General features: G+C 50.9%; 16 protein-coding genes. 9 read left to right on the plus strand and 7 right to left on the minus strand.

Features of this window, described 5'->3' with window-relative positions:
* Positions 1-135 precede the first annotated feature (135 nt).
* The 4 genes from AWM70_RS22705 to AWM70_RS09165 all read right to left on the minus strand — a co-directional run bounded on the left by AWM70_RS22705 (position 136) and on the right by AWM70_RS09165 (position 2,868).
* Positions 136-336, minus strand: a complete 201-nt coding sequence (locus AWM70_RS22705) for a GrpB family protein (protein WP_083180206.1) — start codon at positions 334-336, stop codon at positions 136-138.
* A gap of 190 nt (positions 337-526) precedes the next feature.
* A complete protein-coding gene (locus AWM70_RS23820) occupies positions 527-835 on the minus strand; it encodes an NUDIX domain-containing protein (protein ID WP_237167873.1) in 309 nt (102 codons plus the stop codon).
* A gap of 269 nt (positions 836-1,104) precedes the next feature.
* Positions 1,105-1,716, minus strand: coding sequence for a hypothetical protein (locus AWM70_RS09160; protein ID WP_068695700.1), 612 nt, complete (start codon positions 1,714-1,716; stop codon positions 1,105-1,107).
* A gap of 174 nt (positions 1,717-1,890) precedes the next feature.
* On the minus strand, positions 1,891-2,868 hold the full coding sequence (locus tag AWM70_RS09165) for a DMT family transporter (protein ID WP_068695702.1): 978 nt from the start codon (positions 2,866-2,868) through the stop codon (positions 1,891-1,893).
* 186 nt (positions 2,869-3,054) lie between these two features.
* Here AWM70_RS09165 and AWM70_RS09170 point away from each other — a divergent pair, with 186 nt between their 5' ends.
* The 8 genes from AWM70_RS09170 to AWM70_RS09205 all read left to right on the plus strand — a co-directional run bounded on the left by AWM70_RS09170 (position 3,055) and on the right by AWM70_RS09205 (position 11,289).
* Positions 3,055-3,903 carry a TrmB family transcriptional regulator gene (locus AWM70_RS09170; protein ID WP_068695704.1) on the plus strand — a complete coding sequence of 283 codons (849 nt, stop codon included), beginning with the start codon at positions 3,055-3,057 and terminating at the stop codon, positions 3,901-3,903.
* Between the two features lie 193 nt (positions 3,904-4,096).
* A complete protein-coding gene (locus AWM70_RS09175) occupies positions 4,097-4,444 on the plus strand; it encodes a DUF2294 domain-containing protein (RefSeq protein ID WP_068695706.1) in 348 nt (115 codons plus the stop codon).
* A 274-nt stretch (positions 4,445-4,718) separates the two neighbouring features.
* On the plus strand, positions 4,719-5,810 hold the full coding sequence (locus AWM70_RS09180) for an ABC transporter substrate-binding protein (RefSeq protein WP_068695708.1): 1,092 nt from the start codon (positions 4,719-4,721) through the stop codon (positions 5,808-5,810).
* 92 nt (positions 5,811-5,902) lie between these two features.
* Entirely contained in the window at positions 5,903-6,844 is a 942-nt protein-coding gene (locus AWM70_RS09185) for a nucleoside hydrolase (protein ID WP_068695710.1), read from the plus strand.
* A gap of 18 nt (positions 6,845-6,862) precedes the next feature.
* Positions 6,863-7,684 carry an ABC transporter permease gene (locus tag AWM70_RS09190; protein ID WP_068695712.1) on the plus strand — a complete coding sequence of 274 codons (822 nt, stop codon included), beginning with the start codon at positions 6,863-6,865 and terminating at the stop codon, positions 7,682-7,684.
* Positions 7,685-7,690: 6 nt separating this feature from the next.
* Positions 7,691-8,479, plus strand: coding sequence for an ABC transporter permease (locus tag AWM70_RS09195; RefSeq protein WP_068695714.1), 789 nt, complete (start codon positions 7,691-7,693; stop codon positions 8,477-8,479).
* 15 nt (positions 8,480-8,494) lie between these two features.
* The gene (locus tag AWM70_RS09200) at positions 8,495-9,559 is read left to right on the plus strand and encodes an ABC transporter ATP-binding protein (RefSeq protein WP_068695716.1); all 1,065 of its coding nucleotides are present in this window, start codon (positions 8,495-8,497) and stop codon (positions 9,557-9,559) included.
* A 20-nt stretch (positions 9,560-9,579) separates the two neighbouring features.
* On the plus strand, positions 9,580-11,289 hold the full coding sequence (locus AWM70_RS09205; RefSeq protein ID WP_068695718.1) for an adenine deaminase C-terminal domain-containing protein: 1,710 nt from the start codon (positions 9,580-9,582) through the stop codon (positions 11,287-11,289).
* Positions 11,290-11,421: 132 nt separating this feature from the next.
* Here the strand turns inward: AWM70_RS09205 and AWM70_RS09210 are convergent, their stop codons facing one another.
* Entirely contained in the window at positions 11,422-12,036 is a 615-nt protein-coding gene (locus tag AWM70_RS09210) for a TetR/AcrR family transcriptional regulator (RefSeq protein ID WP_068695720.1), read from the minus strand.
* Positions 12,037-12,164: 128 nt separating this feature from the next.
* A complete protein-coding gene (locus AWM70_RS09215; RefSeq protein ID WP_068695722.1) occupies positions 12,165-13,130 on the minus strand; it encodes a helix-turn-helix transcriptional regulator in 966 nt (321 codons plus the stop codon).
* Between the two features lie 121 nt (positions 13,131-13,251).
* Here AWM70_RS09215 and AWM70_RS09220 point away from each other — a divergent pair, with 121 nt between their 5' ends.
* Complete coding sequence (locus tag AWM70_RS09220; RefSeq protein ID WP_068695724.1) at positions 13,252-13,734, plus strand: DinB family protein; 483 nt, start codon at positions 13,252-13,254, stop codon at positions 13,732-13,734.
* Between the two features lie 86 nt (positions 13,735-13,820).
* Here AWM70_RS09220 and AWM70_RS09225 read toward each other — a convergent pair whose 3' ends face one another.
* The gene (locus tag AWM70_RS09225) at positions 13,821-14,972 is read right to left on the minus strand and encodes an ABC transporter permease (RefSeq protein WP_068695726.1); all 1,152 of its coding nucleotides are present in this window, start codon (positions 14,970-14,972) and stop codon (positions 13,821-13,823) included.

Consider the following 14,972-nt stretch of genomic DNA (forward strand, 5'->3'; position numbering starts at 1 on the left):
TACCCAGCAATAATACACTGCCCAGAACACAACTAAGGTAAATAAGGCATAGGGCCTGTGAGGTAAATAGATCGCTAACAAGATTGCCGTTATCAAAAAAGGCGGCAGGAGGATCCAATATTTTTTATTACGCATCTAAAGATCCGCCTCCCCTGGTTTCCAGCCCGTTTCCTGTGACCAAAGATGTGCTTGTCTTAAAATATCCCATACCATCGTTCCTTTGCCTTCCACGTATTTAATCCGATCCAGTGGATATAAGTTCATCAATCGCCGTTTTTCTGCCTCATACCTTAAACAGTCCTCTGGATGTCCCCTCAAATAATCTCGAAATAACAAGTTCCCTTCTCATGTTAACAAGCCCTTAAACTTCAAATAATATTTAATTCCAGCTCTGTCTACATCCGAAAAACCTAAGGGATCCTGCCGGAACAAATCTCTCACCGCTTTCACGTTCATCCATTTGTCTCCGAGGTGTCATCGCCTGTCTCAAGTAAATTCCCCGTAGCCTGGCATCTGAAATAAAGACCTACCGAATCAACTGGCCTTTGATAGTCTGATAAGCCGCAAAAGGTTTCAGGCATTCAAGCTCAAATGCCGGGTTCATCCCGACCGTATCTACTCTTGTTTCCACATCTTCAATTTTTGAAATATCAAACCCGGTTTCTTCTTTAACTTCTCTGATTAAAGCTTCTATTAAGGACTCGAAGGGGTCAATCCTTCCTCCTGGAAGCTCAAGCTTAAACAGAGAATCCGGCTTTGTCCTTCTTTGTAGGAGAATCTCGGTTTCGTCCCCGCTAAAACGTTCAATAATGGCCCTCGAATTGACATAGAACATAGTTCTTAACCCGCTGCTGCTATTCTGACCTCTCCAAACTGTCCGATCTTCTGCTGATCAAACCCAACTCCGCCGCCGTCTTTCACCATATAGAAACAGAAGCTTGGTGTTCCCCAGCATACTGATTTACCGCATCAACAGCTTCCTCTATGCCATCCCAATGGGGCAGGAATGCAAACAAAAACCAGTCTCGATCAGGTCGCCGAGCATCACTAGTTTGGCTATCCTAAATCAACTCCTTAATGACAGAGAAAGGACCTATAACTTTTCTATTTCAAGACGAATCTACCGCCAGCATAACCGTTATCGGTTAGATATTCCTTCATCAACCGGTTTGACACCTCAAGCGCCTCTTCCCGGCTTGCAGCCGGTCCTGCAAACATGAAGCCGTCTTCACCACTCCATTCCTTTTGGATCGTACCGTTTTTGGCCGTGTAGTCCCTGTACCTCAGAAACGTAACCGTGCTGAAGTCTGCACTGGCAAACAAAGCCCCGCTGCTGTAAACCTGCGGAACTGCAGTTTCGTTATTCTCAGAATACCAATACCAGACAGAGCCATATCCCTTTTTATCAAAGGAAATGGTAGCCTCTTCACTCCCTTTCGGTACCTCAATCGTCTGATGATCAAATGTAACCGAACCTTTGAAAGTTCTTGAGCCTTTCCAGCTTCTATACAAAGTTCCTTTTAGATGAAGCGTCTCAGGCTCTAGAACCTTGCTGTTTTCAGGACCAAGCTGATAGTTGATCCCGCGGACGGCTACATCGATTGGACGGCCTATCCTGCCCATGATGATATAGACGGCTCCTGCAACCAAAGCGGTAATCAGCAGGAGAAGCAAGATCAGCTTAAGTTTTTTCAAGAAATCTCCGGAAGCCGCCATACTCCCTCCCCCTCAAAGAACAAATTCACTGCGACTCGTAAGCGTAAACAGTTATCCTCACTCCATTATACCTAATAACTGGAGATGAGACCTATCTAAATTCCACTCCCTGGCATTCGCTCTTTCCCTCAAACAAACAAAAGGCAAGAACGACAAACGCGCTCTCGCCTAATCCTATAAAGTACCCCTCCGGCTGTCAGGACTTTCGCCTTGATCCCTGCGGCTCCCAGGTTTCTTTCTCTTCTCCGTTACGCTTAAAATAACCCCGGCGAGGATAATAAATCCTCCGATCCAATCCGTTGCATGAAGTGCTTCGTGCAGGAACATCGACGAGAACAATACGCCGAACACCGGAACCAGATTAAGCAGCGCTACCGCCGTTCCGGAATGAAGTCTGCGCAGCCCGTAATTATAAAGCATAAAAGCCGCCACGGAACAGAACAACCCCAGATAAACGATCATCCAAACAGCTTGCGCATTCGGCCCGACCCACTGCTTGTGTTCAAACCAGGCAAGCGGGATAAACGAAAGAGTTCCCGATACATTTTGATAGAACGAGACGGTAACCATCGAATATTTCCCGACAACTTTGCGGGTGGAGAAATTATAAGCGGCAAATACGACTCCCGCTGCCACCAGAATTAAATTGCCTTTGACGGAATGAATGCCCCCGTCCACACTTCCTCCTGTTACGACATACACACCAGCAATCGCCGTTATAATGCCTAGGCCCTTGATCCAGGAGGTTATGATCCGGAAAAAGATAAATTCCAGCAGCAGCGTAATAGCCGGATAAGAAGCCACGATCAAAGCGGCGCTGGAGGCCGAGGTCCAGCCCAGCCCGATATTTTCAAGCGAAAAATACAGGGTAATTCCCAGTAGTCCGCTCAGCACCATCCAGCCCAGATCTTGGAGCGGAGGCCAATAAAATTCTTTTCGAAGGACAAGCAGCGCCCCCAATATAACGGAAGCCACGGCAAAACGAGCGGCTCCAACGGTTAGCGGAGGAAAAGACTGATAAGCCAGCTTGGTGCCCACAAATGAAGTGCTCCATAATAAAACGGCGATTACAGCCGCTGCCAGATGAAAGTTAAAGGCGGTTTTCCGCACTTTAACTGTTTGTATTTTTGCACCTTCCGTTAACCTGTTCATGAATGCTCCTCCCGTCGAATGGATCACCCGTGAATATAGTAGCTACTTTTGTAGCCACTTATATTCCAGGTATAACATTCGTTATATGGACTGTCAAGCACAAGAAATGTAATAATGGAAGGAAATAAAATTGAACCGTCATATGTCGCAAGACGTTGGCGTACCGGGAGGCATTGAGTACAACCTATGACATCAGAAATGATCCGTATGCTCCAGGACTTGAACTTCACGGAATATGAAGCTAAAGCCTATTTGGCACTGCTCGATAAATCGCCGTTGTCGGGATACGCGATTTCTTTGAACTCGGGTGTTCCCCGCTCGAAGATTTACGAGGTGTTAAGCGGGCTTGTAGAGCGGGGCGAGATCATGGTCAGCCATGAAGAACCGGCCTTATACACCCCGCTCCCCCCTCAGGAGCTGATTCGCCTTAAGAAGAACAAGATGAAGTCTTCACTAGACGCGGCGGCGGAAGCTCTTTCCCGCTACACTCAGGTGGCTTCAAACCGTGAGCAAATTTGGAATATCACCGGTTCCGAAGCCATTTTGAGCCGAACAGCGGAAGCGATTGGACGTGCCGGCGAAAGAGTGCTGCTCGAGATTTGGACCGAAGAGGCCAAAATGCTGGAACCAGAGTTAAGGCAAGCGGCTGCACGGGGAGTAGAAATTCTGATCGTGGTTTACGGAGAGCTTGATTTCGACTTTGCCCAGGTATTCCCTCATGATTCAAGTGAAGAGGTCACTTGGGAATACGGGGGACGCTGGATCGTGGCCAGTATGGACGACCGTGAAGTGATCGCGGGCATCGTCTCCCTTGGCGCAGACAGCCGGGCTGCCTGGACGGTGCACCCCGCTTTGGTGATGCCGATCACGGAGGTTATTATCCATGACTTGTACATCTTCGAGCTGCTGCGTGCGCATCGTCCGACCCTGGAGCAGACGTTTGGTCCCGATTTGATCAACCTGCGCAAGAAATACAACTATGGTCCGTCCGGCTTCAGGATGGCCGTCAAGCTCGGCCTGGGACCTGAGACCTGACCGCTGCTTTCAGGAGTCCAGCCATCAATAAACCGCAGCAGCAAAACCGTACGTTTTGACCTGCGGTTTATGACTATGTTCGTTTTCAGGTTGATTTTTTCAAGTAAAATCGCTTAATTTTCTTGCTAGTTCGACAAAATGCTTGTATAATAACTTACGTTACAAGAAGGCGAACTAATCAGGCAGGTGGATTATGACGCTGCTGGACAGCAATGAAAGCAAGAAGAAAATGTGCCAGATTTACAATGAGATTTCGAAAGAATTGTTTGGCTTTGGAACGACCCTGCTGAGAGCTAACGTAGAAGGCAACATCGTCAGCTTCTACGCCAAGCACCGCCGTTCTCCCCGTTCTGCAGCTCTGGAAGATGAAGCGCCCGGCTTGAAGCTGGAAGTGGACTTCCATATGTCGCAGCTGTACAAACGGAAGTTTCGTGAGAAGTTGGAAGAGCAGCTCGGACTGGAAATTGAGACACTCCTTCGCGATTACGATGCTGCAACCCAATGGGCGGTTACGAATGTCATTGTGCGGGAACCATCATAACTTTATAGGACGGATTTTTCTTTTTGATCTATCTTAAGGAAAGACCTCCCTTCTATTAGCGGGTTCCGCTTGACTTTGTTTACAAAGGAAAAGTGTTCTTGTCTCTACAAGAATGCTTTTCTTTTTTTATTTCTTGACTTTTTCAAGGGGGTGCATGGCCAAACTACGGTCCAGGAGCGAACAGCCGGAGCCATACTGAAGATCTACTGGTGCGTCCGGAATGCAATCTTTGTTTCAGAAAAATAGAACTATATTTCATGGAGGGTTATGAACAATGAAAAAATGGATGGGCGGACTAGCTTCCGCAGCACTTGCCGCTTTACTTCTTGCCGGATGCGGCTCAAACAACACCAATCAAGCAGGCAGCAGCTCGGCCGAAAGCTCGGCTAACACTGGCGGCAGCGGCGAACCCACCAAGCTGGTTATTTCCACCTGGGGTTTCTCCGAAGATTTCTTCAACCAAGAGGTTTATGCCCCATTTGAGAAAGCCCATAACGTCAAAATCGTGGTCGAGACCGGCAACAACGCCGAACGTTTGAACAAGATCCGTCAAGGCAGCTCCAGCGTGGACATCATGTACCTGTCCGATTATTACGCGCAGCAGGCGATTGACGAAGGTTTGTTTGAGAAGATCGACCGCAGCAAAATCCCTAACATCAACGACATTTACGGCATTGCCAAAGCACCGCTTGGCGAGGATTACGGTCCTGCTTACACTGTTGGCCGTTTGGGTATTGTCTATAACCCTTCTATGGTGAAAAAAGAAGTGACGTCCTGGAGCGACCTGTGGGGTCCCGACTTCAAAAATAACCTGGCCCTGCCGAACATCACGGCAACGGCTGGTCCTATGATTCTGGATGCGGCTTCCAATGTTGCTATGCAAACCACTTTTAACGAGGATAAAGCGTTTGAGAAGCTGAAGGAGCTGAATCCCAGCGTCGTGAAATATTACACGCAAACCTCCGATTTCGTGAACATGTTCTCCCAGGAGGAAATTGCCGGCGGACCGATCATGGAATCCTATTTCAAAGATTTGAAAGCAGCTGTGCCTGATGCCAAATTCGTCTCTCCTAAAGAAGGCGCTTATGCCATCATGAACACCGTCAACATCGTTAAAGGCAGCAAAAACAAAGAACTCGCCGAAGAATTCATCAACTGGCATCTCAGCAAAGAGGTACAGGAAGCTTCCGCCAAAGCGAAAGTGGACTCCCCGGTTAACGAAAAGGTTGAACTGACCGATGCCGAAACCGAAGGCATCACTTACGGTCCTGAAATCGTCAACGGTCTAGTGAAACTGGACATGAAATTCGTTAACGACAACATGAAAGAATGGACTGACCGCTGGAACCGTGAACTGGCTCAATAAGCTTGAACTTCATTGACAAATACAGCCTCACCCCGCCTGCATCCGCCAACCGCGGATGCAGGTTCTATTATCCAAACACAGGAGACCATGATATGACCAGACGATTGATTTTGGATGTGGATACCGGTATCGACGATGCCCTAGGCATCATGCTCGCCGTCAAAAGCGGCTTTTTTCAAATCGAGGGCATTACAACCGTGAACGGCAACGTTTCCTTACAGCAGGCTACCCTGAACACCTGTAAAATCACGGAATTCCTTGGAGCCTCTTCTATTCCGGTCATCCCCGGAGCCGATAAACCGCTTATTCGCAAGCCCGTATTTGAACACCGGGTCCATGGGAATGACGGATTGGGCGGCGCCCTGCTCGATATGCAGCCGTCCAAACGGCCCGAAGCCGGCTTTGGTCCCGACTTTATCGTAGAGACTGTCCTCCGCTATCCCGGCGAAGTAACGCTGGTTATGACCGGTCCGCTTACCAATCTGGCCTTGGCGCTTCATAAATGCCCGGATTTGATCCATCACGTGGCCGAAGTCTTTTTTATGGGCGGTGTGGCCGGCGGACTCGGCAATATTACGCCGACGGCGGAATACAACGCGTATGTGGATCCGGAGGCAGCCCGTACGGTCCTGCACGCCGGTTTCCGGAAGCTGACGATGGTAGGCCTTGATGTCACCCGCAGAGCGCTGCTCCGCGCCGATGACATTGCCAAGCTGACCGATCCCCGCATTCGGGAATACGTTGCGGACAGCACCTCTGCTTATTTCGACCGCTACGAAGAACGCAACGGAGTACGTGCCTGCGCCATGCATGATCCGCTGGCTGTGGCTGCGGCCATTCATCCCGAACTGGTCACCACTAAACCTTATTACGTAGATGTGGAAACCCGCAGCGAGCTGTGCGACGGCCAAACCGTCTGCGATTTTCAGAACCGCCTCGGACGGCCCGCTAATGTGGAAGTATGTATGGACCTTAACGAGCAGGCTTTCATTCAGCTGTTTGTCGATACCTTAAACCGTCCTGAAGCAGGCTGACGGGAACAGGAGTTGGATATGAAGAAAACGTACCTTTACTGGCTGCTGCTGCCAGGCTTATTGTTTTTGTCTGTATTTATGATCATTCCGATTGTGCTGACGATCGGCTCGACTTTTTTCCAGGCCGAACGCTTCACCTTATCCGGTTATGTCGATTATTTCAAAGACCCTTATTTTCTGAAAATCCTGCTGACCACGCTTGAAGTCAGCGTTGCCGCGACGCTGCTGAGTATTCTGCTCGGCCTGCCCGTCGCCTATTACATCTCGCAGAAAGCGCCCCGCCGCAAAGGCGTCCTGCTTGCGCTCGCAATCTTCCCGCTGCTGACCAGTCCGGTCGTCCGGTCGTTCAGCTGGATGATTATTTTAGGCCGCAAAGGTCTGATCAACAATTTGCTGGTGGACATCGGACTGATTGACAAACCTTTGACCATTCTATATACGCCAGTCGCCATGATGATCGGCATGCTGCACCTGTTCCTGCCGATGATGATCATTTCACTTGTCGGCGTACTGGAGAACATCGACGGCGATTTGATGACGGCTGCGCAAAGCCTTGGCGCATCGCGGGCCAAAGCCTTTTTCAAGATCGTGTTCCCGCTCGCCATGCCTGGTCTGATTATCGGCGGTATTCTCGTCTTCGTCGGCAGTCTGACAGCGTATACGACCCCCGCCCTGCTCGGCGGCAAACAGCGTGTAATCTCGACGTTCCTGTACCAGAACGCCATGACGCTGAACGACTGGTATTCGGCTTCCATCATCGCCACGATCATGATCGTTATTACGTTTGTTGTAGTGGGGCTGATGAATAAATGGGCGAACAAATTAAATCCGAAGGGGTAGACAACGATGCGGAATAAACAGTGGGGACTTGGTCTATTCAGTCTGCTGGTCTATCTATTTCTGCTGGGCCCGCTTCTGATTATCTCGATCACCTCCTTTGAACCCGGAACCGTGCTCAAATTTCCGCCGGACGGATTTTCTCTGCACTGGTACCGGCATATTTTCGAAGTCCAGATGTTTCCGAAGACTTTTACAACCTCCATCATCATTTCACTGCTCGGCAATATTTTGTCGCTGCTGCTCGGCATTCCGGCCGCTTATGCGCTGAACCGGTTCAGCTTCAAGGGCAAGGACCTGCTTAACGCTGCGTTCCTCTCCCCCGTGCTGATTCCGGGCATTGTGCTTGGCTTTACGATGCTTAAATATCTGCTCGTTACGTATCACCTGCCTCTTTATGCGGGTTTGCTTGTTGGACATACCGTCATCATGCTGCCGTTCATCATCCGGGTCGTAGGCTCCAGCTTGTCCAGCTTTGACTTCGCGATAGAAGAAGCAGCGCTCAGTCTCGGCGCGGGACCGCTCAAGACGTTCTTCAAGGTGGTTCTGCCCAACATTCGTTCCGGGATTATCGCCGCCGTGCTGATCGCGTTCCTGGAGTCGTTCAACAATGTGGACATCTCCTTGTTTATGACCGGTCCGGGCGTAAGTACCCTGCCGATTCAAATGTTGACTTATGTAGAGAATTATTTCGACCCGACGATCGCGGCCATTTCCGTCCTGCTGATGGTATTGACCGGCATTCTAATGTTCGGGATTGAGAAACTGATGGGATTGTCTTATTTTACAAAACGCTAATGGAGGCGAGACTCAATGTCGCTCTTAAGCTTGGAGCATATATCGGTTGCTTACAACAACCAGCTAGTATTAGAAGATTTTAACCTGAACATCGAACAAGGACAGCTCGTTTCCCTGCTTGGCCCAAGCGGCTGCGGCAAGACGACCACCCTGCGCCTGATCGCGGGTTTTCTGGATTCCAAGGACGGCAAGTTTATGTTCGGCGGCAAAGATTATACCCGGATGCCGGTCAACAAACGCAATTTCGGGTTTGTGTTTCAAAGCTACGCCCTGTTTCCCCATCTGAGTGTCTATGAAAATGTCGCCTTCGGCCTCCGCATGCGCAAAGTGAAAGACGCGGAAGTGAAGCAGCGCGTTATGCGGATTCTCGAGGTGGTCAGCCTTGGGGGCTTTGAAGGCCGCTATCCGCGCGAGTTGTCCGGCGGCCAGCGTCAGCGGGTAGCCATTGCCCGCGCGCTTGTCATCGAACCGGAGCTGCTGCTGTTCGACGAACCGCTCAGCAACCTCGACGCCAATCTGCGGGTCAATATGAGGGTGGAAATCCGCCGCATCCAACAGGAGCTGGGCATTACCACCGTTTACGTGTCCCACGATCAGGAGGAATGTTTCTCGATTTCCGACCGGGTGGCCATCATGAACAAAGGCAATATCGAGCAGCTTGATGCCCCGGCCAAAATCTTCCGCTACCCGGCCAGCGAATATGTAGCCCGCTTTATCGGATTTCAGAACTTCCTGGAGTTCGCAAGCCGCCGCGAAGAGAACGGCGAATTTGTGCTGAACCTGGGCGGACGCGAATTCAAGGCCTCCAGGAACCCGGGCACAGCCAAATCCAGCGGTCTCAAAGGCGCGTTCCGGCCGGACGATTTGCTGCTGCTGCCGCAGAACAGCGCTTCCGACGAGCTGGACAACGTTGTGCCGGGCATCATCAAAGTCAGCACGTATCTCGGGCGCAGCTATCAATACGTCGTGGATACCGAATTTGGCGAGTTTACAGTCAATCAGGAAATGGACACCCCTTATCTCAGCGGACAAAGAATAAACCTTGCATTCCCTCAAGACAGAATGGTATTGGTGGATTAAGGTAGGCAGGAGCTAAACTCATGAACGTACAGCAATTAATTGTGAACGCAAAGGTTTACAACAGTTACTACAAGAGATTTGATGCAGCCAATGTTGCTGTTCAGGACGGCAAATTCCTGTATATCGGGAGCCGGGGAATCGAGACGTTTGAAGCTGAGGAAGTCATAGACGCCAAAGGACGCTGGATGATTCCGGGCCTTGTCGACATTCATTTGCATATCGAGAGCTCGATGGTGACGCCCGCTTCTTTTTCCTACGGGCTCATTAAGAACGGGGTAACAACCATCGTGCCCGAACCTCACGAAATGGCCAACGTGTTTGGTCTGGAGGGTGTCAAACAGATGATGGCCGCCAGCAAAGACTGCACGGCTGATATGTTTTATGCCATCCCCAGCTCTGTTCCGGCAACCCCGATGGAGACCACAGGCGGTTCAATCGAAATTGAAGACATGGACGAGCTTCTGAGAACGGAGACGATCGCCTGCCTAGGGGAAATTATGAATTACGTCGATGTCATCCGAGACCCGGAATGTAAAACGAATCAGATTTTGCGCCACGTCCGCAGCCACTATCCGGATTTGATCATCGAAGGCCATACGCCGAAGCTGCTTGATCTTGATCTACACCAGCTGATCGCCGCCGGCGTTGATTCCGATCACACCCATCAGAGCATTGAAGGCATGGAAGCCCGCATCGCAGCGGGCATGTTTATCGAAATCCAGGAGAAATCGATGACCCCCGAAGTGATGGATTACCTGCTTCAGCACGATGTAGCCGAGCATTTCTGCTTTGTGACCGACGATGTCATGACCGATGCTTTCATTGAAGACGGCCATTTGAACCATATCGTCCGTAAAGCCGTTGCCTTGGGCATGAAGCCGGAGGACGCCATTTATGCCGCTACCTATACGCCAACCCGGCGGATGAAGATGCACGACCGCGGCAGCATTGCGCCAAACAAGGTCGCCGATTTCCTGCTCGTATCGGACCTGGAGCATCTGGTCATTGACGAAGTTTATAAAAATGGCGCCAAAGTGTTCGATTATCAGAACGATTATGGCCAGACCGCCCGCTCCGGCCAATTCCCGCCGCATTTCTACACCAGTGTCCGGCTCAGCCCGTTATCCGAAGCCGATTTCCAGGTGAAGCTGGACATGGCGGACGGAACCCGTACGGCCCGGATGATGGTGGTGAAGGACGGTTCTACTTTCACCGAGGAACGCCATGTGCCCGTTACGGTAACGGAAGGTTTGCTGGATTGGCAAAACAGCGGCCACGGACTGATCGCCACCTTTGAACGTTACGGGAAGAACGGCAACCGCGCCTACGGCCTTATTGACGGCGATACGATCCAGCGCGGCGCCATCGCCACGACTTATTCGCATGATAACCATAATCTGCTGGTCGTCGGCCGCAATCCTTACGATATGATGGTGGCTGCCAATGCGGTCATTCAAAGCCAAGGCGGCTTCTGCGCCGTGGAGAATGGACAAATTCTGGCCATGATGGAGCTTCCGGTCGGCGGGATTCTGACCGAGGAACCACTGGAGGCTGCCGGCCGCAAGGTTCAGAAGCTGCGTGCCGCGATGAAATCGCTTGGCTACAAGCACTACAATCCGATCATGTCGATCAGCACGCATTCGCTGGCCGTCAGCCCGGCGCTCAAGATCACCGACTGGGGCCTGATCGACGTCAATAAAGGCCAAGTGGTTTCATTGTTGGTGGACTAAGCAATCACTGAGCCTCAAATTCCAACAGATCTTTCCTTTAATAAACACATAAAGACCACAATACACCAGAAAAACCGCGCTTAAGCTTTACAGCATGAGCGCGGTTTTTTCTTTATCTTTCTGGTAATGCCGTCAGGTTCCGGATCCAGCTTTCTTCGTGTCCGCTTGGGTTTGGCTGACCGAAGCCCAGAAAGACTGAATGACCTGGCGCAGAGCACGCTCCTCTACAGGGAAGTACCCCTGAAGCTGTCCTTTGATCAAGTAGACCATCGAACCGTAATGCATCTGCACCATCATTTCAGGATCAAGCTCAATAAATAGCCCCTGCTCCACCGCCTCCTCGTACAGCCGGGCTAAAGGCGCACACCAGCCCACCTTATAGGCCTCCTGCTTCGTCGACTCCGTAATATACGGCGAGAAAGAATATTGTTCGATGAAACGGAATCCCTCGGAATACGTCTGGCAAAGCTCAGCTACATACCTCCACGCCCGCTCAAAACGAGTTTGGATCGGTTCATCGGTAAACAGTTCACGTGTCACAAACTCGCCGTTGAATTTGACAATGCCTCTGTACAGCTCGTTTATGATTTCTTCCTTACTCGAAAAATAATGGTAAATGTTGCCCGTTGAAACTCCGGATTCCTTGGCGATCAGCGACATCGAGGTTGCCTGAAGCTCCTTCTCGATAATCAGCCGAAGTGTCGTTTCTAGCACTGCCTGCTCTACTTTGTTGTAATTGTTAAACACCTGCATTCCTCCAAATCAAATCCACATGCAAATAGAACGTTCATTCTACGCTCAGCATAACCGGAAGGTCGCCATCTGTCAACTCGCTTTCGCCAGCTAACGGCCCCAAATCTTCTATACGTCCGTTCTCATGCCTCGTCCCCCTGGCTGTAGGCCTCCTGCAAGGCAGCAAGCTGCCGGCGTATGGCCAACACCAGCTCGGCGGGTTCGTTCACCTTCGCATCCAAACCCAAACCCGTGAAATAACTCGCGAAAAATGGAAGGTCCGACCTCAAAATCCGGCCGTCAATCCGGCCGCTCCCGTCTTCCCTTTTCAGGATCTTGAGCAGCGGCCAGAGTTCCGATTCACACCTTCGGCAGCCCTCGCGGCTGAGCTCAACGCTGACATCAACAAATTCGGAATGGGCATGATGTACGCTGTTCCAATTCTTCAGGTCCACCTGCCCGGTCTGCGGGGCTTCAGACTCAGGCGCATGAACGATCTCCGCAGTTAGAATCCGGTCGCAGCGAAACAAACGGTAATCCTGCCTGCCATAACAGTACGCCGGGCAATACCATAGACCACCGCTGGCATAGATGCCCACAGGTAAAATTTCCCGAACCTCCAGACCCTTTCGGCCATCATATTCAGCACGCACCACCTGCTGCTCAATCGCTGCCTGCAGAAGCAAATTCAGATGAGGCGATTCCTGCGGCCTCTGCGGAACCTGAAAATCGACCCGGTCCCGCATGATGTCGATTTTATCCCGGACATCCTGCGGCATATGCAGATAGAATTTGCTGAGGGCCGAAGAAATTTCCGTCTGGAACGGAATGTCCCGGTAATGGCGGAGCGCATGGCTTGCGAAAAAGACCGCCACAGCCTCCTCCTCGCTGAACGCGATCGGCGGCAGCATCCGCTCATTCAGCAGCCGGTAGCCCCCATGGGGGCCAACCTCGGAATAGAGCGGAACCCCAAGCTCCCCGAGTTCCTGCAAATCGCGCAGGATTGTCCGCGGCGAAACACCGAATTCATTCGCCAGCTCCTTCACGGTAAAATGGCGCTTGCGGTGCACCGCAAGCATCAGCTCCATCAGCCGTTTTGATTTTGACATCCCCTATCCCCTTATTTTTTGCTGTGATCATGACAATACTTGTCACTATTATAAATTAAAATAAGAGACAAGCCCAGCATCTCCGGATGTCCGGCATCCCCAACCGAATGGAGTGTATGACATGACTGCTGCACAAGAAATGAAACGGCTTTTGTTTGAAGAACTTCAGTTGATCGTGCGGACCACCACCGGCCTGATCAGCAAAATCAAACCCGAAGACTTGTCCTTCCGGCCGCGCGAGAACATGAGAACTGTGAAAGAGCTGGCTGACCATCTAGCTGCCATCCCTGCCGTGGACCTGCTGATTCTTCAGGAACGCCCGGAGTCCGATATCCGGCAGCTGGAAGGACAATTCGCAGAGGCGGCTCCGTCGGCGTTAGGTCCCCTTATGGAACAAGGCCTCGACGAGCTGAAACGCTACATGGAGGCTTTAAGCGAACAGGATTTCTGGCATAAAGAAACCAAACCCTTCTACATGGACCATGGTTCCTCGCAGGCCAAATGGCTGGTCGAAATTGTGACCCATGCCCAGCACCATCGCGGTCAGCTGTTTACCTATCTGAAGATGCAAGGCTATGAAGTCAACATGTTTGATTTATATTAGAGCTATCTTACGTAGAAGCTCATATCATGAACAAAAGCCAATCCGGACTACCGGATTGGCTTTTGTTTGCAGAAGCGTCTTCTCTTTTATACAAAGGTCCGTGTATCGTTATTCCGGCTGAACCTGTAGACGGCAATGAGGCCAAAAGCCGCGGCAAAAGCCACTAGGATCAGCAAATTCAGATAAAGATGGCCAAAGGGCGTCCCCTTCTGCAGGTCATTAACCGTTTCGAGCAGCCAGTGCTGCGGGAGAAACGTCGCGATTTTACGGATGCTGTCCGGCATGATGTCCATCGGGAAATAGCAGCCTGCCAAGAGACAGCTTGGCGTAATAATCAGATTCTGCATGGCTCCTGACATGCTGGAATTTTTGGCGAATGCCACAATGACTAACGATAACCCAATCGCGGCCAGACCATACAGGAACAGCGCGACAACAAGCTCAATTGTCGGTACCCCGGAGTCAATGCCCAGCACGGCTTTCAGCACAACCAGCGTCAGCGCCATTTGCACCATTAAGAGAACGATATTGACTAACACGTTTGAAAGCACGTACGTTTTAGCTGAAATGGGAGAGGTCAGCAGCCGCAGATAAGTGCGGTTTTCCTTTTCCTTCAGAATTAAATGAGTCAGGTTGCATGCCGAGAACATCATAAAGGCAATCAGAAAACCCATGGACTGATAGGTCATATTTTTGGCCTTCGAAGTATCCTGCACGAGCGAAGCATCAAGTTTGAAATGACTTTCGTTATATTCCTTATAAATTTGATCAAATAAAGCCGGGTTCTGCTCGGCCGCTGCACCGATCGAAGCTATATTGGCGATATAATTATGAAGCAGGGCTTTCAGATACGCCGTCACCTGTGCCCCTTTGACCGAAAGCAGGGTCAGCCCCTCGGGCTGCCCGCTGCGCACGTGCTCGGCAAAGCCGCTTTCCAGTACGATACCGGTGTCCAGGGACCCCGATGCGATACGTTTCTTCAGCGACTCCTCATCAGTCGCGATCGTTACCTGCGCCTGGTTCATATTGAGTATGAATGCCATCGTGTTCTGCGTGATCGGATTGTCTCCATCCTGGTTGACAAGGCCCACCCGGAGCACGCTGCTGGTGCCGCCTCCATAGATCAGCATGCTGATCAGCACACCTGCTACCGGGAGAATGAACAGCATGATCCAACCGGATTTCTTGCGGAGTGCAGCCGACAACGTTCGGCGCGAAAGCCACCATAAATCTTTCAT

Source organism: Paenibacillus yonginensis (assembly GCF_001685395.1).
GTDB classification, from domain to species: Bacteria; Bacillota; Bacilli; order Paenibacillales; family Paenibacillaceae; genus Fontibacillus; species Fontibacillus yonginensis.

Bases quoted from the DNA above. Each gene is read 5' to 3' on its own strand.
- AWM70_RS09190 (WP_068695712.1), top strand. From the start codon at position 6,863: ATGAAGAAAACGTACCTTTACTGGCTGCTGCTGCCAGGCTTATTGTTT.
- AWM70_RS09205 (WP_068695718.1), top strand. From the start codon at position 9,580: ATGAACGTACAGCAATTAATTGTGAACGCAAAGGTTTACAACAGTTAC.
- AWM70_RS09225 (WP_068695726.1), bottom strand. From the start codon at position 14,972: ATGAAAGATTTATGGTGGCTTTCGCGCCGAACGTTGTCGGCTGCACTC.
- AWM70_RS23820 (WP_237167873.1), bottom strand. From the start codon at position 835: ATGTTCTATGTCAATTCGAGGGCCATTATTGAACGTTTTAGCGGGGAC.
- AWM70_RS09160 (WP_068695700.1), bottom strand. From the start codon at position 1,716: ATGGCGGCTTCCGGAGATTTCTTGAAAAAACTTAAGCTGATCTTGCTT.
- AWM70_RS09215 (WP_068695722.1), bottom strand. From the start codon at position 13,130: ATGTCAAAATCAAAACGGCTGATGGAGCTGATGCTTGCGGTGCACCGC.
- AWM70_RS09200 (WP_068695716.1), top strand. From the start codon at position 8,495: ATGTCGCTCTTAAGCTTGGAGCATATATCGGTTGCTTACAACAACCAG.
- AWM70_RS09220 (WP_068695724.1), top strand. From the start codon at position 13,252: ATGACTGCTGCACAAGAAATGAAACGGCTTTTGTTTGAAGAACTTCAG.
- AWM70_RS09185 (WP_068695710.1), top strand. From the start codon at position 5,903: ATGACCAGACGATTGATTTTGGATGTGGATACCGGTATCGACGATGCC.
- AWM70_RS09195 (WP_068695714.1), top strand. From the start codon at position 7,691: ATGCGGAATAAACAGTGGGGACTTGGTCTATTCAGTCTGCTGGTCTAT.
- AWM70_RS09165 (WP_068695702.1), bottom strand. From the start codon at position 2,868: ATGAACAGGTTAACGGAAGGTGCAAAAATACAAACAGTTAAAGTGCGG.
- AWM70_RS09170 (WP_068695704.1), top strand. From the start codon at position 3,055: ATGACATCAGAAATGATCCGTATGCTCCAGGACTTGAACTTCACGGAA.
- AWM70_RS09175 (WP_068695706.1), top strand. From the start codon at position 4,097: ATGACGCTGCTGGACAGCAATGAAAGCAAGAAGAAAATGTGCCAGATT.
- AWM70_RS09180 (WP_068695708.1), top strand. From the start codon at position 4,719: ATGAAAAAATGGATGGGCGGACTAGCTTCCGCAGCACTTGCCGCTTTA.